23 protein-coding genes and 1 pseudogene are annotated in these 21,658 nt (G+C 62.2%); 9 read left to right on the top strand and 15 right to left on the bottom strand.

Annotated elements, in window-relative coordinates:
• Nucleotides 1-352: 352 nt before the first annotated feature.
• From CIT31_RS04065 to CIT31_RS04055, 3 genes are all read right to left on the bottom strand, one after another.
• Complete coding sequence (locus CIT31_RS04065; RefSeq protein WP_095517525.1) at nt 353-1,354, bottom strand: LLM class flavin-dependent oxidoreductase; 1,002 nt, start codon at nt 1,352-1,354, stop codon at nt 353-355.
• 159 nt (nt 1,355-1,513) lie between these two features.
• On the bottom strand, nt 1,514-2,683 hold the full coding sequence (locus CIT31_RS04060) for an AI-2E family transporter (RefSeq protein ID WP_095517524.1): 1,170 nt from the start codon (nt 2,681-2,683) through the stop codon (nt 1,514-1,516).
• Between the two features lie 223 nt (nt 2,684-2,906).
• A complete protein-coding gene (locus tag CIT31_RS04055) occupies nt 2,907-3,968 on the bottom strand; it encodes an LLM class flavin-dependent oxidoreductase (protein ID WP_095517723.1) in 1,062 nt (353 codons plus the stop codon).
• Between the two features lie 231 nt (nt 3,969-4,199).
• Between CIT31_RS04055 and CIT31_RS04050 the strand changes: the two genes are divergently transcribed.
• Nucleotides 4,200-4,628 carry a DUF6481 family protein gene (locus CIT31_RS04050; protein WP_023801556.1) on the top strand — a complete coding sequence of 143 codons (429 nt, stop codon included), beginning with the start codon at nt 4,200-4,202 and terminating at the stop codon, nt 4,626-4,628.
• Nucleotides 4,629-4,817: 189 nt separating this feature from the next.
• Here the strand turns inward: CIT31_RS04050 and sugE are convergent, their stop codons facing one another.
• Both sugE and CIT31_RS35680 read right to left on the bottom strand, forming a co-directional pair.
• Nucleotides 4,818-5,132, bottom strand: coding sequence for a quaternary ammonium compound efflux SMR transporter SugE (gene sugE / locus CIT31_RS04045; RefSeq protein ID WP_029347254.1), 315 nt, complete (start codon nt 5,130-5,132; stop codon nt 4,818-4,820).
• 189 nt (nt 5,133-5,321) lie between these two features.
• Entirely contained in the window at nt 5,322-5,447 is a 126-nt protein-coding gene (locus CIT31_RS35680; RefSeq protein ID WP_082982715.1) for a hypothetical protein, read from the bottom strand.
• Between the two features lie 210 nt (nt 5,448-5,657).
• On the opposite strand from CIT31_RS35680, the gene CIT31_RS04035 reads away from it, so the two are divergent.
• Complete coding sequence (locus CIT31_RS04035; RefSeq protein WP_095517523.1) at nt 5,658-6,467, top strand: transglutaminase-like domain-containing protein; 810 nt, start codon at nt 5,658-5,660, stop codon at nt 6,465-6,467.
• Between the two features lie 13 nt (nt 6,468-6,480).
• Here the strand turns inward: CIT31_RS04035 and CIT31_RS04030 are convergent.
• Nucleotides 6,481-6,600: pseudogene (locus CIT31_RS04030) on the bottom strand (IS5/IS1182 family transposase); the annotation flags it as partial.
• Nucleotides 6,601-6,671: 71 nt separating this feature from the next.
• A complete protein-coding gene (locus tag CIT31_RS04025) occupies nt 6,672-8,258 on the bottom strand; it encodes an adenylate/guanylate cyclase domain-containing protein (RefSeq protein ID WP_095517522.1) in 1,587 nt (528 codons plus the stop codon).
• A 604-nt stretch (nt 8,259-8,862) separates the two neighbouring features.
• On the opposite strand from CIT31_RS04025, the gene CIT31_RS04020 reads away from it, so the two are divergent.
• Entirely contained in the window at nt 8,863-9,267 is a 405-nt protein-coding gene (locus CIT31_RS04020; protein WP_029347257.1) for a GFA family protein, read from the top strand.
• Between the two features lie 4 nt (nt 9,268-9,271).
• On the opposite strand, the gene CIT31_RS04015 is transcribed toward CIT31_RS04020, so the two are convergent.
• On the bottom strand, nt 9,272-10,546 hold the full coding sequence (locus CIT31_RS04015) for a DNA recombination protein RmuC (protein ID WP_095517722.1): 1,275 nt from the start codon (nt 10,544-10,546) through the stop codon (nt 9,272-9,274).
• 105 nt (nt 10,547-10,651) lie between these two features.
• Between CIT31_RS04015 and def the strand changes: the two genes are divergently transcribed.
• The 4 genes from def to truA are packed head-to-tail and all read left to right on the top strand — an operon-like array spanning nt 10,652 to nt 13,417.
• A complete protein-coding gene (gene def, locus CIT31_RS04010; RefSeq protein ID WP_029347263.1) occupies nt 10,652-11,194 on the top strand; it encodes a peptide deformylase in 543 nt (180 codons plus the stop codon).
• Nucleotides 11,195-11,207: 13 nt separating this feature from the next.
• On the top strand, nt 11,208-12,137 hold the full coding sequence (gene fmt / locus CIT31_RS04005; RefSeq protein ID WP_206073331.1) for a methionyl-tRNA formyltransferase: 930 nt from the start codon (nt 11,208-11,210) through the stop codon (nt 12,135-12,137).
• Nucleotides 12,134-12,643 carry a GNAT family N-acetyltransferase gene (locus CIT31_RS04000; protein WP_029347266.1) on the top strand — a complete coding sequence of 170 codons (510 nt, stop codon included), beginning with the start codon at nt 12,134-12,136 and terminating at the stop codon, nt 12,641-12,643. The genes fmt and CIT31_RS04000 overlap by 4 nt, the downstream gene beginning before the upstream one ends.
• Nucleotides 12,644-12,661: 18 nt before the next feature.
• Nucleotides 12,662-13,417 carry a tRNA pseudouridine(38-40) synthase TruA gene (gene truA, locus CIT31_RS03995; protein ID WP_095517520.1) on the top strand — a complete coding sequence of 252 codons (756 nt, stop codon included), beginning with the start codon at nt 12,662-12,664 and terminating at the stop codon, nt 13,415-13,417.
• Nucleotides 13,418-13,517: 100 nt separating this feature from the next.
• Here the strand turns inward: truA and CIT31_RS03990 are convergent, their stop codons facing one another.
• The 6 genes from CIT31_RS03990 to dapD all read right to left on the bottom strand — a co-directional run bounded on the left by CIT31_RS03990 (nt 13,518) and on the right by dapD (nt 18,848).
• The gene (locus CIT31_RS03990; RefSeq protein ID WP_095517519.1) at nt 13,518-14,111 is read right to left on the bottom strand and encodes a transporter; all 594 of its coding nucleotides are present in this window, start codon (nt 14,109-14,111) and stop codon (nt 13,518-13,520) included.
• Between the two features lie 2 nt (nt 14,112-14,113).
• Nucleotides 14,114-15,313: a succinyl-diaminopimelate desuccinylase gene (gene dapE / locus CIT31_RS03985; RefSeq protein ID WP_095517518.1), complete on the bottom strand. Its 1,200-nt coding sequence runs from the start codon at nt 15,311-15,313 to the stop codon at nt 14,114-14,116.
• 282 nt (nt 15,314-15,595) lie between these two features.
• Complete coding sequence (locus tag CIT31_RS03980; protein WP_095517517.1) at nt 15,596-16,834, bottom strand: GGDEF domain-containing protein; 1,239 nt, start codon at nt 16,832-16,834, stop codon at nt 15,596-15,598.
• Nucleotides 16,835-16,850: 16 nt separating this feature from the next.
• Entirely contained in the window at nt 16,851-17,573 is a 723-nt protein-coding gene (locus tag CIT31_RS03975; RefSeq protein WP_095517516.1) for a hypothetical protein, read from the bottom strand.
• A 21-nt stretch (nt 17,574-17,594) separates the two neighbouring features.
• Entirely contained in the window at nt 17,595-17,966 is a 372-nt protein-coding gene (locus CIT31_RS03970; protein WP_095517515.1) for a DUF805 domain-containing protein, read from the bottom strand.
• Between the two features lie 27 nt (nt 17,967-17,993).
• Nucleotides 17,994-18,848 carry a 2,3,4,5-tetrahydropyridine-2,6-dicarboxylate N-succinyltransferase gene (dapD, locus tag CIT31_RS03965; RefSeq protein ID WP_095517514.1) on the bottom strand — a complete coding sequence of 285 codons (855 nt, stop codon included), beginning with the start codon at nt 18,846-18,848 and terminating at the stop codon, nt 17,994-17,996.
• 143 nt (nt 18,849-18,991) lie between these two features.
• Here dapD and CIT31_RS03960 point away from each other — a divergent pair, with 143 nt between their 5' ends.
• Nucleotides 18,992-19,831, top strand: a complete 840-nt coding sequence (locus CIT31_RS03960) for an LOG family protein (protein WP_095517513.1) — start codon at nt 18,992-18,994, stop codon at nt 19,829-19,831.
• Nucleotides 19,832-19,877: 46 nt separating this feature from the next.
• Here CIT31_RS03960 and CIT31_RS03955 read toward each other — a convergent pair whose 3' ends face one another.
• The gene (locus tag CIT31_RS03955) at nt 19,878-20,585 is read right to left on the bottom strand and encodes a pyrimidine 5'-nucleotidase (RefSeq protein ID WP_029347281.1); all 708 of its coding nucleotides are present in this window, start codon (nt 20,583-20,585) and stop codon (nt 19,878-19,880) included.
• Nucleotides 20,586-20,747: 162 nt separating this feature from the next.
• Between CIT31_RS03955 and CIT31_RS03950 the strand changes: the two genes are divergently transcribed.
• Nucleotides 20,748-21,509, top strand: coding sequence for a GGDEF domain-containing protein (locus CIT31_RS03950; RefSeq protein ID WP_029347283.1), 762 nt, complete (start codon nt 20,748-20,750; stop codon nt 21,507-21,509).
• Nucleotides 21,510-21,658: the final 149 nt, after the last annotated feature.

Below are 21,658 nucleotides of genomic sequence, written 5' to 3'. Positions count from 1 at the left end.
GGCGTCACGTAGGCGAACGTCACCGTTGGCAAGAGCTGCACGCCTTCGATCGAGGGCTGTCGACGCCGAAAAACTTGATGTCTTGCTCGCGACCGGCGTCCTTGGCGGCAAGGTAAGCGCCGTAGCTTGTGGCCGTCGACGAGGGCTCCTGGTTGGCGCTCCGGCCATCTCCCCCACTTTGGGGGTGTTTGGACCGGGCGATCGGCAGCGTCAGCACCGCGCCCACTCACTCCCGCGACGTTGACGACTGGCGAACGCCGTGATGGCGGCAAATCCCCAACCGGGGAGGTGTCCGGCAGGCCAAAGGGGGGCGCGAGGCATCGCTACACAACCGCTTCCAGCCGTGCCGCTGTCAGGCCGCTTCCGACAGCGATTTGTGGGCGTCGCTCAGGATCTCGAAGGATCGCACCCGCGCTGCGTGGTCGAAAATCTGCGCGGTGACCATCAGCTCGTCGGCACCGGTGCGACGGATAAACGCTTCTATGCCTTGCCTGACCGTTTCCGGGGCGCCGACGACGGCGCAGGACAGCGCCTGGCCAAGCATGGTTTTGGCCATCGGATCAAGGTCGCGCTCATATCCCTCGACCGGCGGCGGCAATCGGCCGGGCCGGCCGGTGCGCAGATTGACGAAGGCCTGCTGCAGCGAGGTGAACAGCAGCCGCGCCTCAGCGTCGGAGGGCGCCGCGAACACGTTGAGGCCGAGCATGATATAGGGCTTGTCGAGCTGTTTCGATGGCTGGAAGCGCGAGCGGTAGATCTCCAGTGCGTGGTCGAGTTCGGCCGGTGCGAAATGCGAGGCGAAGGCGTAGGGCAGGCCGAGCATGGCTGCGAGCTGTGCGCCATAGAGGCTTGAGCCCAGGACCCAGATCGGCACCTGCTCGCCCTCGCCGGGTACGGCGCGGATACGCTGACCGTCTTCGGCCGCCTGGAAATAGCCCATCAGCTCGACGACATCCTGCGGGAAACTGTCGGCGCCGGCCTCGAGATTGCGGCGCAGGGCGCGCGCCGTGCCCATGTCGGTGCCCGGCGCCCGGCCGAGGCCGAGGTCGATGCGGCCGGGATGCAATGCGTTAAGCGTGCCGAACTGCTCGGCGATGACCAGCGGCGAATGGTTGGGCAGCATGATGCCGCCGGCGCCGACGCGTATCGTCCTGGTACCGCCTGCGACGTGGGCAATGACGACGGAGGTGGCGGCGCTGGCGATGCCAGGCATGTTGTGATGCTCGGCCAGCCAATAGCGCCTGTATCCCAGCCGCTCGGCATGGCGGGCGAGATCGAGTGAATTGGCGAGCGATTGCGAAGCGTTGCTGCCTTCGACGATCGGCGACAGGTCGAGAACGGAAAGAGCGGTCATGGGCGGGGATCCTATGGACGGGAGGGATGTAGGAAGCGACCGCCAAGGCCGCAAATTCAAAAAATTGAACAGACGCCGCGCGTCCAAGCAGCAGCCGCAAAGGACGCTCTGGCATTTGGGTCCGAGGGATTCCCTCCGGAACTTATCTCGGTTCCCGGATCATACGCCCGCCGCCTTCTCGGTCTCTGAAATCTGTTCGTCCTCAACCGCCGTATGCTGCGCCGCCAGGAAATTGCCGACATGGCTGAGGCCGTCGAAATGATCGCAGAACACCTTGATGACCACCAGCAGCGGCACCGCCATCAGCGCGCCGACGAAGCCCCACAACCAGGACCAGAAGGCAATGGCGATGAGGATCGCCACGGCGTTGATCTCGAGGCGGCGGCCAACCACAGTCGGCGTCACAAACTGGCCTTCGATGACGTCGCACAAAATGACGAATGCTGGCGCCAGCAGCGCATAGGAGATCGTCTCGAAGCTGATCAGCGAGATGACGGTAACCAGCGTGATCGTAATCAGCGCACCGATATAGGGCAGGAAATTAAGCAGAGCCGCTGCCGCGCCCCAGACCTGAGCGTTGGGCACGCCGAGGGCCCACAGGCCGAGCCCGATGACCGTGCCGAGGCTCGCGTTGATGACCGTGACGGTGAGCAGATAGTGCGAGATTTCACGTTCAACGTCGTAGACGACGCGCAGCGCCCGCTTCTTTTCGCTGAGACTGGGGAAGGACTGGACAATCTTCTCATAGAACATCGTGCCGGAGGCGAGCAGGAACAGCGACAGGACGAAGACAATGGTGACGCTGGTGCCGGCCGACAGCACATTGCCGGCGGCTTGCGAGAGAATGCCCGATGGCGCCATGGCCACCCTCTGAACGCCGGGCTCCTGGGAGGTCTGCGTTAGTCCCTCTATCTGACGCGAAATCTCCACGATCCTTTCGAACGGACGACGCAGTTGCGCCAGACGTTCCGCGAGCTGCTGGCCGATCGACGAGGTGTTATTGATGAGGTCGATGACCGGGCCGCTGAGCAAATACCCTGCGACAGCGATGACGCAGAACGACAGCAGCACCAGCAATGTCGCCGACATGGCATCGGGCAAGCCGTGCTTGCGCAGGAAGCGGACGATCGGCGTCAGCGTCAGTGCCAGCAGGAAAGCCAGAATGACCGGCATGAAGAAGGCACGGGCGAAGTAGAGCGCGAAGATCGCCATAAGGATGAAGATGCCAACGAGCAGCGAACGAATCAGATGGGTATCCGCACGCGCCTCGGCGCGGGAATCCGGGCTATCGGCAGCGCCTGCGCCCGAAGCGGCGGGTTCGGCTTTCATTCTGGCCCTCGGCGGCACACCGCGATTGGCGTAGACCGTGGGCGGAAACGCCTTTGCGGCTTCAAAGTTCCGTTAGAGCGACGTGCGTCCACTTGGACGCACAAAGTGCGCTCTGACACTTTTGAATCTACGCATCGTGCTTTCCGAAAATCGATTCCGATTTTCGGGCCGATGCGTTAGCCGGCGTTGATGATGACCTTAGCCCTACGATCTTGCCGACGAATCAGGCGGCCGGCGCTGCCACGGCAGGGATGGCCTTCGCCGTTTCCTTGCGCACGATCGGCGCGACCTTGGTGCCGTAGAGTTCGATCGCCTTCATGATCTTGGCGTGCGCCATGGTGCCGATCGCCATTTGCAGCAGGAAGCGAGCGTTGCCGAATATCCTGTGCTGGGCAACGATCTTTTCGGCCACCTGTTCTGGATTGCCGACGAACAGCGCGCCGTTCGGGCCGCGCGACTGGTCGAAATGTGCCCTCGACGTCGGACCCCAGCCACGCTCGCGGCCAATGCGGTTCATCACCTCGGCCTGCGGCCCATAAAAATCGTCAGCCGCCTGGTCGGTGGTCTCGGCGATGAAGCCGTGGACATTGAGGCTGGTAGCGAGATCAGCCGGATCGCTGCCCGCCCGTTTGGCCGCTTCCCTGTAAATGTCGAACAGCGGCGCGAACCGCGCCGGCGCGCCGCCGATAATGGCCAGCGCCAGCGGCAGGCCGAGCGCGCCGGCCCGCGCGGCGGATTGCGGCGTGCCGCCGATCGCGATCCAGATCGGCAATCTCTCTTGGAACGGGCGGGGGTAGACGCCGCGATCGTTGATCGAAGCGCGCAGCCTGCCCGACCAGGTCACCTTGACGCTGTCGCGTATGGCAAGCAGCAGGTCGAGCTTTTCGGCAAAGAGCTCGTCATAGTCTTCGAGATTGTAGCCGAACAGCGGAAAGGATTCGATGAACGAGCCGCGCCCAGCCATGATCTCGGCCCGACCGCCGGATAGAAGGTCGAGTGTCGAAAACTGCTGGAAGACGCGAACCGGATCGTCGGAGGATAGCACGGTGACCGCGCTGGTCAGCTTTATGCGCCGGGTGCGTTCGGCCGCCGCGGCCAGGGCTACGACCGGCGCTGAAGCCGCATAATCGGGACGGTGATGCTCGCCCAGCCCAAACACGTCGAGGCCGACCTGGTCGGCCAGCTCGATCTCCTCGATCAGGTTGCGCAGCCGCTCATGCGGACCGATGGCACCAGGGCCCGGTTCCGGGCCGACGTCGGCGAAGGTATAGAGACCGAGTTCCATCATGTGTCATCCTGATGTTTTGTTTTTCGCGCTACAGGTAGCGACCAGTCCGCCGCGCCACCAGAGGGGCGGATGGTGAACAGTGCATGTCCGTTTCAGCCGAATTCAGCCGAAAAGGCGTCTCCCGACTGCAACAGCTCAGAATTTCATGGCTGGCATACCGTTTTGGCGCTTGAACTCTGGGTTTTCACGCGTATGTAAGCCTCGCAAATTGACTCCAGGGAAGTGGACTTGGCTATCTATAGGGAAAAAGACGTTTTCGAGCGGCGCAATGCCGCAAACGAGGCAAAGAAGGCGCTTCTTGAGCGCTTCAAGGCAAAGCCGGCAGCAGACGATCCAGCGGTGCTGGCACGACAGGCCGAACGCAAGGCAATCCTCGAAGCTCGTGCGATACGCGAGGCCGAAAAGGCCAGGCTGAAGCAGGAAAAGCTGGCGCGCGAAGCGGCCGAAAAGGCCGAGCGCGAAGCTGCTGCCGAAGCAGCGCGTATTGCTGCGGAAGAAGCGGCGCAGGCGGAAGCGAAGATCCGGGAAGCCGAAGAGAACGAGCGCATCGCTCGTTTGCTTGCCGACGAGGCCGAGCGCAAGGCCAAGCGCGACGCGCGCTATGCGGCGCGCAAGCAGCGCACCGGCAGGACGCCTCCGGGCTTTTCTGCTCGCTAGCGCTCCTACAGCGCGATAGCACCAATCAAATTCAGGGCCGCCTTGCAGCGGCCCTGAAGGCGTTTGTGCTGCGGCCTTGCAGCAAACTAATGCATGTCGCCCAAAAGTGCGCAGCGATTTTGGGACGACGACATGCATAAAACAAGAACTTAAAGCGCGCCGCATGAATCTCTTCAGACGCGACGCGCTTTAGGCCGCGAGTTTCAATCCCATGATGCCGCAGACGATGAGTGCGATGCAGGCCAGCCTGATCGCGGTCGCAGGCTCGCCGAGCAGCCAGATGCCAAGCAGCGCCGTGCCGACGGTGCCGATGCCGGTCCACACCGCATAGGCCGTGCCGACCGGCAGCGTCTTCAGCGCCAGTCCGAGCAAAACGAGACTGACGACCATCGAGACAACCGTCAGGACTGTCGGCAGCGCCCTCGAAAAGCCATCAGTGTATTTGAGGCCGATCGCCCAGCCGATCTCGAACAGACCAGCGAAGAAGAGAAGAATCCAGGACATCGGAACGCTCCATTGGATTGCGGGTCGTCCCGGTCTTCTCGCAAAGCGCGAAGTCGTCTTCGCTGCATTGACATAGAAATTTAGGGTGCCCAATCAACAGCAGCGCCGGCGGCATTTCAGGACCAACCGGTGAATGTCGATTGGCACTGAAATGCCGCCGGTCATGACCTCGCGTCGAAACGCCCAGGCTTACCTGTCCTTGAGCTTGGTCGCTTTGACGGGCGGCGCTTTCAGGGTCGGGGCAGCGGCGGGTTTCTTCGCGTCCTTTTTCGGCTTGCGGGCTTCTTTGCCCGCCTTCATCGCACCTTTAGCCATGATTCGTTTCCTCCATTGTGGCGAGCGAAATGAACCAAGAGAAACGCCCGACCGCAAGAGGCATAATCTTGCGTCGGCGCCAGCCGGCTGACGTCAACCGTTCCTAATTCGCTCGTAAATCGCGCTGGTCCGTGCGATGATCTTTTTTGCACTGCAGCAACAGCCCGTGCCTTCGCCGGGTGATGATCCGGCAGGCCGGTCAGGACGACAATGCGAATCCATATCGGCTGCGAGATGAGCTTCGATTTTCCGCAGGAAACGCCGCTGATCGCGATGCTCAACGTCCACTATTCCCGCGCGTCGGATCTCGAACGGCCGGACTTCCTGATCTCGAACCCACCGGTGCCGATCGAGAGCTACCGGGACAGTTTCGGCAACTGGTGCAACCGTCTTGTCGCCCCGCCGGGTCGCTTCAGCTTCGGCACGGACGCGGTGATCCGCGATACCGGCACTTTCGAGATGGGCGATCTGATGGCCTGGCAGAACGAGGTGCGCGACCTGCCGTCCGACACGCTGCTGTTCCTGCTGCCCAGCCGCTATTGCGAGAGCGACGTGCTGGCGAATGAAGCGTGGCGGCTGTTCGGCCACACGCCGCTCGGCATTCCACGCGTGCAGGCGGTCTGCGACTTCGTCCACAACCACATCATCTTCAATTACGGCAATGCGCGGCCGACGCGCACGGCGGCCGAAGCCTATCGCGAGCAGAGCGGGGTCTGCCGCGACTTCGCCCATCTGGCCGTCGCCTTCTGCCGCGCCTTGAACATCCCGACGCGCTACTGCACCGGGTACATCAGCGACATCGGCCTGCCGAAACCGTGGTCGGACATGGACTTCGCCGCCTGGATGGAGGTCTATCTCGGCGGCCGCTGGCATGCCTTCGATCCGCGCAACAACGCGCCGCGCATCGGCCGCATCCTGATCGCCTCCGGCCGCGATGCAGCCGATGTGCCGCTGACCCATATTTTCGGGCCCGGCACGCTGGCCGGTTTCAAGGTCTGGACGAACGAGATCGTCGAGTAGGCCGTGTGGACAGTTACCGCAACCATAAGACAATAGCCGCGAGAGTGACAACGGCGCGGTAATTGCGGGCGGGTTTCTCGAAGCGGGTTGCGACCCGGCGGAACTGCTTGAGTTTGGAGAAGCAGCACTCAATGTGCTCTGTAAATCCACACGGCATGGAGATCACTTCGTTGAAGTCTCAAATGCGGTCAGACGTTCAAAAACCTAAGAAGCGGCGGGCTTGCTTCGGATGGTTAAGGCCAGGAGCGCCTCCGAAAGTCGTTTCTTCGCCCGCTCGACCCCGTTCTCGTCGATTGCCTCAACATCGAGGAACAAGTCGAGGCCGGTCGCGTGCTCGCTGATGACCTGAGGGCGCTGGGCCAGTTCACCCAGGAGGCCCTCGACTTCGTAGGGGACAACCTCCCGGCTGATCCCCTTCATGGCAATCGGTGCTAACGGACGCGCCCGGACAAGGTCGCGGACGAGCGCGTAAGTCTCATAGCTGAGGCAGATGCCGCCGGGCTCGGCAATCGACTGCAGACGGGCCGCCAAGTTCGCTTCGGCTCCGATGATCGTGTAGTCCATCCGATCATCGGAACCGAAGTTTCCAACATTGCAATAGCCCGTGTTGATGCCCATGCGAGCTTGGAAGGGCCGTTCAACTCCACGGTCACGCCACACCCTGTTCAACTGCTCCAGCCGGCGCTGCATGTCGACAGCCATGCGCAAGCAGGCTCTCGCGTCTTCCTCGACGCCTTGCGTCTCGGGGTCTCCGAAGAACACAAGAAGCGCGTCGCCGATGAACTTGTCGACGGTGGCGCCGTGTTTGAGCGCGATCGTCGACATCTCGGTGAAATACTCGTTGAGGAGAACCGTCAGGTCCTCGGGCTGCAGCCGTTCCACGATCGCGGTGAAATCTTTGACGTCGGAAAAAAAGATCGTGAGCTTCTTGCGCTCGGTCGCGATGGTGACGTCCTTCTGGCCGCTGAAGATGCTTTTGTAAATTTGAGGCGAGAGGTATTTGGCGATCTTCAATGAAATCGCGGCCAGGAAGTCGTTTGCCTCGGAAAGCTCTTTATTGATGCCCTGAACCAAGGCGGACTGACGACGCTGCAGGAGAATGAACGTCAGGCCCGCCGCCGCCGCGAAGCCGAAATATAGGAGCAGATATTTGAAAGCGAGGACGTTCGCAGCGATGGGCTGATTGACTGATATCTCCTGGATCCCTCGGACATCCCCAACCTTCCAGTCCGTCTTGGGGCTGTCCGGGTGTGAGTTATGGCAGGTCACACAGACTTGTCCCATTACAACCGGGGCTGCGGCGCGGACGTGCCGGTCAAACAGCGAACCCGAGACTTCGATGATCGGCTCCCTCGGGTTGGCGCGCAAAGCAAAGATTGCATTCCGCTCGAATGCATCGAGCTGATGGGGGTCGCGACCTTTGAAAGGTAGATCCGAGACGAACCGATATTTGACGGACCCGTCGTGAGCGCTGATGCGCTTGCCGAGTTCGATCGAGAGGGTTGCTGGAATAGGGATCGCGCCTGGCACGTCCCGGTAGTTGTGCGTCGCGGTCACGGCGTCGTCTGCTTGCAGCACGCGTCCCACGACTTCGCTGCCGTAGAATCCGCGCATTTCGTCGATGATCCGGCTGATTTCGCTGGCTTGCGTGCGCAGCATCCGTTCCGATAGGTCTCGCAGGTCGAGCCAGGCTGCGACGGGCAGACCTATAAGGCCGATGACCACTGCCGCTATCAGGAGCGGTCCCATGGTGCGCTGCTGACGCGCAATCTGTTCACCCAGTCCAGCCATTGTGCAAGCGCCCGGCAGTCACTAGCATCTGAATTATAGCTCATTCCCGGCAAGGTACTAGCGTCAGGCTTGGCTCGATGAAAACACGTCAGCCCTACAACGACCGACCGACCTTGAGCGGTTGTTGCTAAGCCCCACCTCACAGCGCACTAGACGGGCAGTGAATCAGTGAAGGGGGTGTCGCAAATGGGGCCCCGAATGCGCTCCGGGATAACGGCTCAGGGTCAGAAGTTCACCTCCGGCAAGGCTGAGACTTCTGCGGCCGGAGAGCGCTTCGGAAAAGAAAGTGTCCCGCGAAGCGTATCCTGCGGCGCCCGGCCAACTGGACTGTTCTCACGCTTGGAGAAGGAACGCTCAAAGCCACTGTCCGACTCTCTAGGGCTTTGGCCTATCGCTTTGAACGACTGGACGGCTCGTGCGTTGTGCTGCGTGTGGAGCTTCGGCGCATGGATCGATAGGCTCACAGCGGATGAAACGATGCGGTACACCATGGCGGCGCATGGCGGGTCCCGAAAGTGATCTACGCGGCGCTCGCCACATACTATGTGTCCAAACGGGCGCACCTCGCTCAAGCATTGCCGAACGAATTTTGGGAGGAATGAAAATGAAGATCGACGGCGGGTGCCATTGCGGCGCCATCACTTACGAGGCGGAAGTCGATCCGGAAAAGACCAGTATCTGCCACTGCACCGATTGCCAGCAACTGACGGGCACGGCCTTCCGCGTGACCGTGCCGGCGCCGGAGGACCACTACCGGATCACCAAGGGCACGCCGAAGATCTACATCAAGACCGCACCGAGCGGTGCCAGGCGCGCCCAGGCTTTTTGCGGCGAGTGCGGTTCGCATCTCTATGCCACGTCGGTCGGCGACGGGCCGAAAGTCTACGGCATCAGGGTCGGCACGGCGCGACAGCGCGAACAACTGATCCCGAGAAAACAGATCTGGCACCGCTCGGCGCTGCACTGGCTGCCGGAATTCGCAGGCACGACGATCGTGGAGGAGCAGTAGCCTCTCAGTCGTCGCCTTCGACCACCCTTAGCCTTAGCTGGCCGGTCTTGGAGTCCGCGACGCGTGCGCCTGCTTCGGCCCTCGCGCCGGTCCCATGTGTCGTCCCGGCCGATCCGGCGTCTTCCTCCGTCGGCTGCGCGCCGAACTCCAGCGCCTCGATCTTCTGGCCGCGCTTGGTCACCTTCGACGTCGAGACGAGGATGTCGTCGATATCCTTCGCCGACTGGCCGAAATGGCTTTGCAGCTTGCGCACCCGCTCGTCGAGGCGCGAGACATCCTCCATCAGCCGGATGACTTCGCCCTGGATCAGATGCGCCTGCTCGCGCATGCGGGCGTCCTTGAGGATCGCCTGGATGACCTGGATCGACAGCATCAGCAGCGACGGCGAGACGATGACTATTCGGGCGCGGTGCGCTTTGTGGACAATCCCCTCGAAATTCTCGTGGATCTCGGCGAATACCGATTCCGACGGAACGAACATAAAGGCGGTGTCCTGCGTCTCGCCCTGGATCAGGTATTTTTCGGAAATATCGCGGACATGCACCTCAATATCGCGCCGGAACGCTTGTGCGGCGACCTTCTGCAAATCGGCGCCTTCGGCGGCACGGATGGCATTCCAGGCTTCCAGCGGAAACTTGGCGTCGATGGCAAGTGCGGGCGCCCCATTCGGCATCTTCACCAGGCAGTCGGGCCGGCTTCCGTTCGACAGGGTCGCCTGGAATTCATAGGCGCCGTGCGGCAGGCCGTCGGCGACGATCGCCTCCATGCGCGACTGGCCGAAGGCGCCGCGCGTCTGCTTGTTGGAGAGGATCGCCTGAAGTTGAACGACCTGGCCGGCGAGCGACTGGATGTTGCCCTGCGCCGTATCGATGACCGCCAGCCGCTCCTGCAGCTTGGCGAGGCTCTCATGCGTCGATTTCGTCTGCTCGGTCATGGTCTGGCCGAGACGGCCGGTCATCGCGTCGAGGCGTTGGCCGATCGACTGTGTGAGTTCGGCCTGCCGCGCCCCGAACACTTCGGCGATGGCGCCCATGCGGCCCTGCATCTCGGCCTGGCTTTGCAAGATACCGGCCATCCGCGCCTCGGCGTCGCGGGCGTGGTCGGCGGCTTCGGCGGCAGCCACCGCACGCGCCTTGGCCGAGCGCCACAGCGCCACGACCAGCGCCACGAACAGCCCGAGGAACAGGATCGCGCCGAATGCCAATGCGTGGCCGAGCGTGATCGTGGTGGCGCCGAGCCGGGCGATCGGTTCGGACAGGATGGTGGTCAACTCGTTCATATTGGACAGCATAGATGATTCGGCCTGACGGGACAGATCAAAACGTGAACAGCGCTGCAAATGCCCCGGTTGACGCTTTTCATTCGAGGTCTTAGGTGAGACGCCATGTCGATCAAGCCGCTTATCATCCTTCCCGATCCCGTCCTGCGCCAGGTTTCAAAGCCGGTCGAGCGTGTCGATGGCGCTTTGCGCAAACTGGCCGACGACATGCTGGAGACCATGTATGATGCGCCGGGCATCGGTCTGGCGGCGATCCAGGTCGGCGAACCGCTGCGCATGCTGGTGGTTGACCTCGCCAAGGAAGACGAGACGCCGGCGCCGCATGTCTTCATCAATCCCGAAATCCTCGAGAGCGCCGATCAGCGCTCGGTCTACGAGGAGGGTTGCCTGTCGATTCCGGATTACTATGCCGAGGTCGAGCGCCCCGCCGCCGTGCGGGTAAAATATCTCAATCGTGACGGCAAGCTGCAGGAGATCGAGGCCGAAGGGCTGATGGCGACCTGCCTGCAGCATGAGATCGACCATCTCAACGGCGTTCTGTTCATCGACCACATCTCGAAGCTGAAGCGCGACATGGTGGTGAAGAAGTTCAAGAAGCTCGCCAGGGACAAGGCAGGCAACAAGGCGCCGGGCAAGTTGGTGGGATAGGCTCAAAATGCCCCTGCGCGTCATCTTCATGGGTACCCCCGAATTTTCCGTTCCGACGCTGCGGGCGATCGCGGAAGCCGGGCATGAGATAGAAGCCGTCTATACCCAGCCACCGCGCGCCGCCGGTCGCCGCGGGCTGGGACTGACGCGGTCGCCGGTTCAGCGCGAGGCGGAGCAACTGGGCATCGAGGTGCGCACGCCGGTGTCGCTGAAAAGCGAGGTCGAGCAGCAGGTGTTCCGCGCCTTGCGGGCCGATGTCGCCGTGGTCGTCGCCTATGGATTGCTGTTGCCCAAACCCATTCTCGAGGCGCCGCGGCTCGGCTGCCTCAATGGTCACGCGTCGCTGTTGCCGCGCTGGCGCGGCGCCGCCCCCATCCAGCGCGCCGTCATGGCCGGCGATTCCGAGACAGGCATGATGGTCATGCGGATGGAAGAAGGCCTGGACACCGGCCCGGTAGCCATGGTCGAAAAATGCGCCATCGGACCCGATATGACGGCCGGCGACCTGCACGATCGGGTGATGCTCATTGGCGCCGCGCTGATGGCGGAAGCGCTGGCACGGCTGGAACGGGATGCCCTGACATTTACGACTCAGGCGACGGCGGGGGTGACCTACGCCAAAAAAATCGATAAAGCGGAGACGCGCATGGACTGGACGCGGCCTGCGGGCGAAGTCCACAATCATATTCGCGGCCTGTCGCCCTTTCCCGGCGCATGGTGCGAGACCGAAATCGGCGGCCGTCTGGAACGGCTGAAACTGCTTCGCTCGACGCTTTCGCAAGGCGCCGGCGAGCCGGGAGGAATTCTCGACGACCGGCTGACGGTCGCCTGCGGGTCAGGCGCGATCAGGTTGGTCGAAGTTCAACGTGCGGGCGGAAGGCCCATTGCCGCGCAGGAGTTTCTGCACGGGGCCAAGCTCGAAAAAGGAATGAAGTTCTCATGAGCATGATGTCAATACGCGCGGCGACGCCGCGAGACCGCGAGGCGATTCGCCTTGTCGAGGAACACGCATTCGGCCAGCAGGCGGAGGCCGGATTGGTCGATGCACTGGTCAGCGGCGGCGACGCCGTCGTCGAACTGGTGGCGGAAGAAGATGGACAGGTGGTCGGCCATATCCTGTTTTCGCGGCTTTTCGTGCAGAACGGCGGCAAGAGCTTTTCGGCCGTGGCGCTGGCGCCCCTGGCGGTCGAGCCGTCATTCCATGGCACCGGCATCGGCGGCGCGCTGATCCGCGAGGCGCATATCCGCCTGAAGGAAGCCGGCGAGGCGCTGGCGGTAGTGCTTGGCGATCCTGCCTATTATGGCCGCTTCGGCTACAGCCATGCGCGCGCCGAAAAGTTCGAAAGCGAGTACCAGGGCGAAGCGTTGCAGGCGCTGGCCTGGGGCGAGGCGCCTGAGACCGGCAGACTGGTCTACGCTTCAGCCTTTAGCTCCGCGCTCGCCGCCTAACCTCAATCCCGCTTAGGAATGCCGCGTTTTCGCCTCGACATCGAATATGACGGCAGCCTCTATGCCGGCTGGCAGCGCCAGGCAGACCAGCCTTCGGTGCAGCAGGCGATCGAGCAGGCGATCGAGAGGTTCTGCGGCGAACAGGTCTCGCTGCGCAGCGCCGGCCGCACCGATGCCGGCGTCCATGCGACTGCTCAGGTGGCGCATGTCGATCTCGTCAAGGCATGGCCTGATGACAAGGTGCGCGATGCCGTCAATGCCCACCTGCAAACGGCCAAGGCGCGCATCGCCATCCTCAAGGCGTCTGTCGTGCCTGATAGCTTCGACGCGCGTTTCTCGGCGATCGGCCGCCACTATCTCTACCGCATCGTCAACCGACGCGCGCCGGCGGCACTCGACAAGGGCAAGATCTGGTGGGTGCCGAAGCGGCTCGACGCCGAGGCTATGCACGAGGCGGCAAAGGTGCTGCTGGGGCGGCATGATTTCACCACGTTTCGCTCGACCCAGTGCCAGGCCGACAGCCCGGTCCGGACGCTCGACCGGCTGGATGTCGGTCGGCTGGGTGACGTGATCGAAGTGCGAGCCTCGGCGCGCTCGTTCCTGCACAATCAGGTGCGCTCGATGGTCGGCTCGCTGAAGCGCGTCGGCGAAGGCGGCTGGACGGTTGCCGACCTGAAGGCGGCGCTCGACGCGCGCGACCGTGCCGCCTGTGGCCAGGTGGCGCCGCCCGACGGACTTTTTCTCGTCGGTGTGGATTATCCGAAGGTCGACTAAGGCGCGTTGCGTCTGAAAGGATTCATCCGACCCGCTTTAAGTTCCTGTTTTTATGCATGTCGTTGTCCCAAAACCGCTGCGCACTTTCGGGCGACATGCATTAAGCCGGTGCACCGATGCCGAGCAGCGCCTCCAGGCCGAACAGAACGACCAGCGACGCCACGAACATGCCGGCGAAGACAGCGCTGCCGACAGCTGCGCCCCTGCCGATGGCGGCGTTTGTCATCCGCCACGTCAGGATCATCGACAGCGCAAACAAAAGCAGCGACGCCAGTACGGCAAACTCGTTGGCGGACGGCAGGAAAAGCCTGATCAGCGCTGCTGGCAGCATTATCCAGGCGATGATCGCAGACGCCCAGTTGCTGGCGACGACATAGTGGACGAAGCGCCCGCCAATGCCGGCGCGCGGCGCGACCAGGGCAAGGCCGACGAGCGGCAACACCCAGGCGCCGATGTCGACCGTCGCCAGCCGGATCAGCATGCCGAAGCGCCCCGCGAATGCATTCGGATCGCTGATCTCATTGGCAAGGCCGACCCAGCCGACGATCAGCGCAGGTGCCGCGACAACGATGGCGAAGAAGGAATTCCAGAAACCGTCGGCCGAAAGGTCGAGCTGGCGCAGCCCGTCGGCCTTGCCGAGCATCAGTCGCCAGGCGCCGGTCAGCGATGCATAGGTTTCATCCGACGAAAGCATGATTACGATGCGCCTTGCTCGAACCAGTCTTCGATGAAGCGTTGATAGATCTGCGTCAGCGTCTCGAGGTCGGCAAGCGCGACGCGTTCATCGACCATGTGCATGGTCTTGCCGACCAGACCGAATTCGACCACTGGACAATAGTCCTTGATGAAGCGCGCGTCGGAGGTGCCCCCGGAGGTGGAAAGCGCCGGCTTCCTGCCGATCACCGCCTTGACCGAACCACTGAGCGCTTCGATCAGACGGTCGTCGCGGGTGAGGAAGACGTGGCTCGGCCGGTCGCGCCAGACAAGCTCGTAATCGACCGGCGTCGTCTTGCCGGCCCGGTATTTCTTGCGCTTCGCCGCCTTGTCGAGGCGATTGTGGATTTCCGCCTGGATGGTCTCGGCGGTCCATGTGTCGTTGAAGCGGATGTTGAAGGTGGCCGTCGCCTTTGCCGGAATGACATTGGTGGCCGGATTGCCGACATCGATCGAGGTCACCTCCAGATTGGTCGGCTGGAAGTCCTTGGTGCCGTTGTCGAAGACGGGGTGCAGCAAGGCTTCGACTAGCGTCATCAGCCCGCGCACCGGATTGTCGGCAAGCTGCGGGTAGGCGGCGTGGCCCTGGCGGCCGTTGACGGTGATGCTGCCGGACAAGGAGCCGCGCCGGCCGATCTTGATCATGTCGCCCAACGCGTCGGGATTGGTCGGCTCGCCGACGATAGACGCATCCCATTTCTCGCCCTTGGCGGCCGCCCATTCGAGCAGCTTTGTCGTGCCGTTGATGGCCGGCCCTTCTTCGTCGCCGGTGATCAGCAGCGAGACCGAGCCTTTCAGGCCGCCTTTCGAACCGAGATGGCGCGCCACCGCGGCGATGAAACAGGCTATGCCGCCCTTCATGTCGACGGCACCGCGGCCGAACATCTCGCCTTTGGCGATCTCCGCGGCGAAAGGCGGATGCGTCCATGAGGCCTCGTCGCCGACCGGCACCACGTCGGTATGCCCGGCGAACATCAGGTGCGGACTGTTGCCGGAGCGCCGCGCATAGAGATTTTCGATATCGGGCGTGCCGTCGTCCGAAAACACCGGGCGCTCGATGGAAAAGCCGAGTGGTTTCAGCATTTTTTCCAGCGTGCTCAGTGCCCCGCCCTCAATGGGCGTCACCGAGGGGCAGCGGATAAGGGCGGCGAGATTTGCAGCGGGATCGGTCGGCAACGTCATGGGCAAAAGCGATAGTCGAAAGCGCAAGGCCTGTCACGGCCAGACATAAGGGCCAGCCATCCCGCCAAGATTATGGTTTTCATGCCGTATAGCCGCAGGCCTAGTGTCGCCCAAAAGCATGCCCTCGGGCTTGACCCCTTGGTACGCAGCGGTTTTGGGACAACGACATACATAATAAACAAAGACTTAAAGCGCGTCGCAGGAATCGCGTCATACGCGGCGCTTTAGGCGGGATGTTGGATGGACGGAGGCGACAGAAGGCCCCAATGATCGCTGTGATAGTCAGTTCGCGGCCCGCACATGTGCCCAGTAACGGCCCTTGCCGGTGCGCTTGGCTTCATAGAGCGCGTGATCGGAACAGGTGAGAAGAATTTCAGGCTCGCAGCCGTCGGCAGGCGCGAAGGCGCTTCCAATGCTCAACCCGATGGGTATTGCGGTGCCCAGGCCAAGGTCGAAAGGTACCGAAATCTTCTCAATGGCCCGCTTTGCCAGGTAGGTGGCTTCGATCTCGGACGTGCCGGGCAGCAGGATTACGAATTCGTCACCGCCGATGCGAAAGACCACATCCCCCGGTCGGAAAGCGCGTTTCAATCGTTCGGCCACCTTGCGCAGCAGCATGTCGCCGACCGCGTGGCCGAAGCGGTCATTGACGTGTTTGAAGCCGTCGAGGTCCATGCTGAGAACGGCAAACGGCCTGCCGCCATTTGCTGCCGGCGCCGCAAGCTCGCTGCACATGCCGCGCAGTTTCTCCTGAAGGAAAATGCGGTTTGGCAGGCCGGTCAGCGCGTCCTTGATCGCCAGATCGCGATTGTCCAGTTCGGCGCGGATCATGCGGACGTTGATCGCATGATTTTGAAGCAGCACGATGATGACGCCGGCTACATAGAACGGCACTTGAAATCCGACGATAGACATTCCGGGCAACGGAGAAAACAGCGCGCCAACCAGGAAAGGCAGGCTTACGGCCAGCATGACGAATATGGCGTAGCGCGGGGTCGCTGCGTTGCGGGACGACACCACGCCGACGACGCCTGCGACATTCAGGGCAGCCAGCACGGCGAGCGCCACATTCCCGCTGATGACGCAGCCATAGCAGCCGAGGCCGAAAATCACCGACCATGGCCCTCCGGCGGCCATGAGGCCTGCCAGCGGCCCCGTTCCCCCGCGCTTGCGGGCCCGCTCACATTCCCGCATCAGCAGGAAGCGGGCGGCAAACAGGACGAGGTCGGCCGCGATCCAGGCGTAAGGCCACCGGTCGCCGGTGACGACCGCGGCGCTGACTGCCAGTACCAGGACGCTGATGCTGCCGAACAGGACAGCGAATTTGCGGTCGAAAGTGGTATCGAGAAGCCGCGCGCGGACAGCTTCCGGCTCCGCTCTGATCGGTGAAGAAAACCAGGCGAACAGCCGCGCGCCGGCGCTTCGCTTTCCTCGCGGTTTCGGGTTGGCCAGGGGTTCGTCGTGTGCCAGTCGAGTGCTCCGTGCCGGTCGACACAGTCTCCACGGGGCATGCTGGACCAATGTGATTAAGATTAGCTTAGGTACCTGGACGAGCCGACCGCAAGGGACCGTCGATCAGCGTGATCTTTTGCCAGATCTTCCGCGACAGGTTGGAACTCAGGGACTCGATGTCGTTGACACCATCGACGACCACATTGTCGTTGACCGACTGGGCGAACAGCGCGGCGACCTTGCCGGTGATCGACAGCATTTCGGAGCAATAGTCGAGATAGCGGGCGAGATCGGCACGGTCGGTTATGCGTGCCGGTGAATGCGATGTCGGCTTGAAATCGGTTGAAAGCGCTGCCGGATCCTTGGTCAGCTGATGCATGTCGATGACATGGATCAGCGATCGCAAGCCGTGAAGCTTGCGAAACACCTGCTTGCGCTTGATGCGCTCCTCGGTCCGGATCAAGGCCAGGAAGCCGAGCACCGCGAGGATGATCATGTTGATCAACGATTCGATGCCTTGCACCGACTGGACGGCATCGTCGGTTCCCGAGATACGGCCGAGCGGCAGGATGGTGCCGACGAACAGGAACATCAGCGCACCAGCGGCAATGGCGGCGATGACGACGCCGCGCAGCCACCAGATCGGTGCCTCCAGCGCCTTCGCCGCCTTGGCCAGATCACGCGACAGCGACACAAGTTCTATGGCGACGCCACGCAAGCCTGCATGGGGAAACCGCTCGGCGACGCGTTTTTCCAGTCGTTCGGCGGTTTCGATGATCAGTTTCGAATTAAGCGTACGGTAGCGCATGGCTGGATACCCGCCCGGCGCTCAGGATTCGGCCGGCGCATTGGTGCGTTTGCCGTAGGGGTTGGGTCCGGGATCACTTTTGAAAAAGGCCAAAATGATAAGGAGAATTGCGCCGACGATGAGAGAGATCAATGCGTAGTAGGTAGGCTTGCCGAAATCATGGAACCGCTTCGCCGTTAGCGCAAAGGTCGACCATGTCGAGACAACCACGGCGATCCACCAGGCGAGCGCCCAGTACTGACTTGCGGCGGTGCCTAGCGGCGTTCGCGAGAACTGGTAGAGCAGAAAAAGCTGAACCAGGAGCGGTAAAAGACCCGCCAAAACATAGGCACTTGGGTTCACTCGCCCGGAAAGGCTGAAGAAAAGCCATAGAAATCGAGGTCTGTCGAGCAAGCGGGTGCGTCCGTTTTTTGCGAAGGATCAATCGCGAAGCAGTTCATTGATCGAGGTTTTGGAACGGGTCCTGGCATCGACCCGCTTGACGATGACGGCGCAGTAAAGACTCGGACCGGGCTCGCCCTTGGGCAACGGCTTGCCGGGCATCGAGCCGGCGACGACGACGGAATTGGCCGGCACTTCGCCGTAGAAGACCTCACCGGTGGCGCGGTCGACGATCTTGGTCGACTGGCCGATGAAGACGCCCATGCCGAGCACCGAGCCCTCGCGCACAATGCAGCCTTCGACCACCTCGGAGCGTGCGCCGATGAAGCAATTGTCCTCGATGATGGTGGGGCCGGCCTGCATCGGCTCCAGCACGCCGCCGATGCCAACGCCGCCCGACAGATGCACATTCTTGCCGATCTGGGCGCAGGAGCCGACCGAGGCCCATGTGTCGACCATTGTGCCGCTGTCGACATAGGCGCCGACATTGACGAAGGACGGCATCAGCACGGCACCTGGCGCGACATAGGCGGAGCGCCGCACGATCGACGACGGCACGGCGCGGAAACCTGCCTTCTCGAAATCGATGGCACTCCAGCCATCGAATTTCGACGGCACCTTGTCCCACCACACGGCCTGGCCCGGACCACCCTTGATGATCTCCATCGGGTTGAGCCGGAACGACAGCAGCACCGCTTTCTTCAGCCACTGGTTGACATGCCATTTGCCGTCGGCCTGCCGCTCGGCAACGCGGGCGATACCCCGGTCGAGCAGGTCCAGCGCTGACTGGATGGCGTCGCGCGTCGCGCCGCGGGTTGCCGTCGAAATCGTCTCGCGTTCCTCGAAGGCGGTTTCGATAGTCTTTTCGAGGCTCGCCAGATCGGGCTTCGACATGAATTCGCTCCATTACCAAGCTGTTAAGGGGCCGCACCTTAACCTGTTTTGAAAGTCGCCGGACCCTATGTGAAGGCTTGGTGAGGGTCAATCGCGGCTGCGTCACGGGACGGCGCAAGTGAATAATTGGACGGGCAGGTAATATGACTCCTATGGAAAAGGCGGGGTGGACGCCGCTGCCGCATTCGGACGAGGATCTGGAGCGGTCGAAAAGCGTGCCGGACACGCCGCAGACGCGTGCCGAGACCTACCGGCTGGCCTGGAACGATCCCGACTTCATGACGCGGCGCGAATTGCGCGCGGTCAGGCTGCAGCTCGAACTGTTGAAGCCGGAGATGATCCTGGCCGAACGCGGCATCCGCTCGACCGTCATCCTGTTCGGCGGGGCGCGCATCCCCGAGCCGGACGGCGAAGCCTGGGCGGCCAAAAACGAGACGCAGAAGAAGAACCTCGAGAAAAACAGTAAATATTACGAGGAAGCGCGAAAATTCGCCCGCCTCTGCTCGCAGCAGTCGGCCACCTCTTATTATCGCGAATTCGTCGTGGTGACAGGCGGCGGACCCGGCGTCATGGAAGCCGGCAACCGCGGCGCCGACGATGTTGGCGCACCGTCGATCGGCCTCAACATCGTGTTGCCGCACGAGCAGGCGCCGAATGCTTATGTGACGCCGGAGCTCTGTTTCAACTTCCACTATTTCGCTGTCCGCAAGATGCATTTCGTCATGCGCGCCAAGGCTGTCGCGGTGTTTCCGGGCGGCTTCGGCACGATGGACGAATTCTTCGAGACGCTGACCCTGATCCAGACCGGCCGTATGGAGCGCGTGCCGGTGATCCTGTTCGGCAAGACGTTCTGGAAAAGGGCGATCGACCTCGATTTCCTCGCCGAGCAAGGCACAATCACCCCCGGCGACCAGGACATCATCGATTTCGTCGACACCGCCGACGAGGCCTGGGGGATTATCAGTCGTTTCTACAAGCTTTAGGCCGCGGGGCTGCGGTATCGATCCGGCTTTGCACGAAGCAACTGCCTCAAGCAGTAACGTCGACGATCGCGGTGAGGAATTCGGCAAGATCGTCGGTGACGAAATCCACATCATCTTCATTGGCCGGGTCACGTTCCCATATCTCCGAGAAGGTCGGCTCGAAGTTGCGTGGCACGACCAGCACCGTGGTCATGCCCAGCGATTTCGGCACGGACAGGTTGCGGGCCAGATCCTCGAACATCACCGCATTGTGGCCGGTGACGGCGTGAAGTTCCGCAAATTTCTCGTAGGTCTGGCGCGCCGGCTTGGGGTTCAGCCCGGCAGCGACAATATCGAAGATGTCGTCGAAATGGTCGAGGATGCCGAGTTGGCGCGCGGTGCGTTCGGCATGCCTGCGGTCGCCATTGGTGAAGATGAACTTGCGGCCGGGAAGCTGGCGGATGGCGGTGCCGAGAACGGGATCGGGAACCAGCCAGGAATAGTCGATGTCATGAACCTTCTCGAGAAAGTCGTCGGGATCGATGCCGTGGCGCGCCATCAGGCCGTTCAGCGTCGTGCCGTATTCCCGGTAGAGTTCCTTCTGCAGCTTGCGGGCATCGTCGCGGGGCAGCGTCAGCAGTTCTCCGACATAGGCAGTCATCTTTACGTCGATCTGCGAGAACAGGTTTGAATGGTGCGGATAGAGAGTGTTGTCGAGGTCGAACACCCAGTCGGTGACATGGGCAAAGCGGGCGGGATCCGGGAGCATGGTCATGCGATCCTTATGGCACGAAACCATACTTTTGGCAGAGGCTTTATCCACAACTTATGCGCGTTGCGAGTGGCGGAAATGGCGCGATGATTCAAAATTTAGGCATCGCCGAAAGGTGGCATTCAGGGCTTGCTGGCACAGAGACGGTTCAGGGGGGAGCCAGCGATGAGCCGCATATTTCTGAAGTCCGCCGCCGTCGCTTTCGCCTCCCTCGCAGTCTCGCTTTTGTTGACGCTCATCGTCGTCCCGGCAATGGGCTTTCCGATCAACCGCACGATCTGGCTGACATCCACGGTCTGCCCGCTGGCGCTCGCCTGGATGGCCGGCGCCTACACGTTCTGGCAGGGCGAGAGGTTGAAAAGCGCCCATCGCGACCTCGCCCGCGCTCATGCCCAACTCGCCGCAGCGCATCGGCGCCTGTCGGAAAAAGCGAGCCGCGACGACATGACCGGCATGCTCAACCGCGAGAGCTTCTTTGCCGCGCTCGACGCCTCCCGGCGTAAATCCGATCGCGGTGCTTTGCTGATCATCGACGCCGACCACTTCAAGATCATCAACGACAGCTACGGCCACCTGACCGGCGACGAGGCGTTGCTCCTTATTGCAAGCGCGATCGAGCGCGGCGTGCGCAGCGGCGACGTGATCGGCCGCATCGGCGGCGAGGAATTCGGTGCGTTTCTGGTCGGCGCCACCGAACAGGAAGCCAAACGCGTCGCCGAACGCATTCGCCGTGAAGTCGAACTGATCCGCTTCCGTCCCGTCGATGAGCGGGTCATACCCCTCACCGTCAGCATCGGCGGTGTCACCTGCGGCGAGGATGCCGGCGTATCGGATCTGATGCGTGCCGCCGACCATCGCCTTTACCAGGCCAAGCATCGCGGCCGTAATCTGACCATCCTGGACAGGGACATTTCCGAAGCGGCCTGAGCGGTCTCGCTCATTAAGGAAATCCTAACGCTGTTTGGACTCAGCCAGACCGCTTACACGGCTTAAGCAAAGTGTGGCGCTAGGTTTGGCACGGAATTGGCTTCTCCTGGCGAGTATGTTCAGGGAACGCCATGCGTGGATCGAAGCCA

The organism is Mesorhizobium wenxiniae (genome assembly GCF_002284535.1).
GTDB lineage: Bacteria > Pseudomonadota > Alphaproteobacteria > Rhizobiales > Rhizobiaceae > Mesorhizobium > Mesorhizobium wenxiniae.
Note: the sequence above shows the minus strand (reverse complement) of the source record. Positions and strands in the feature narration are given on the sequence as shown.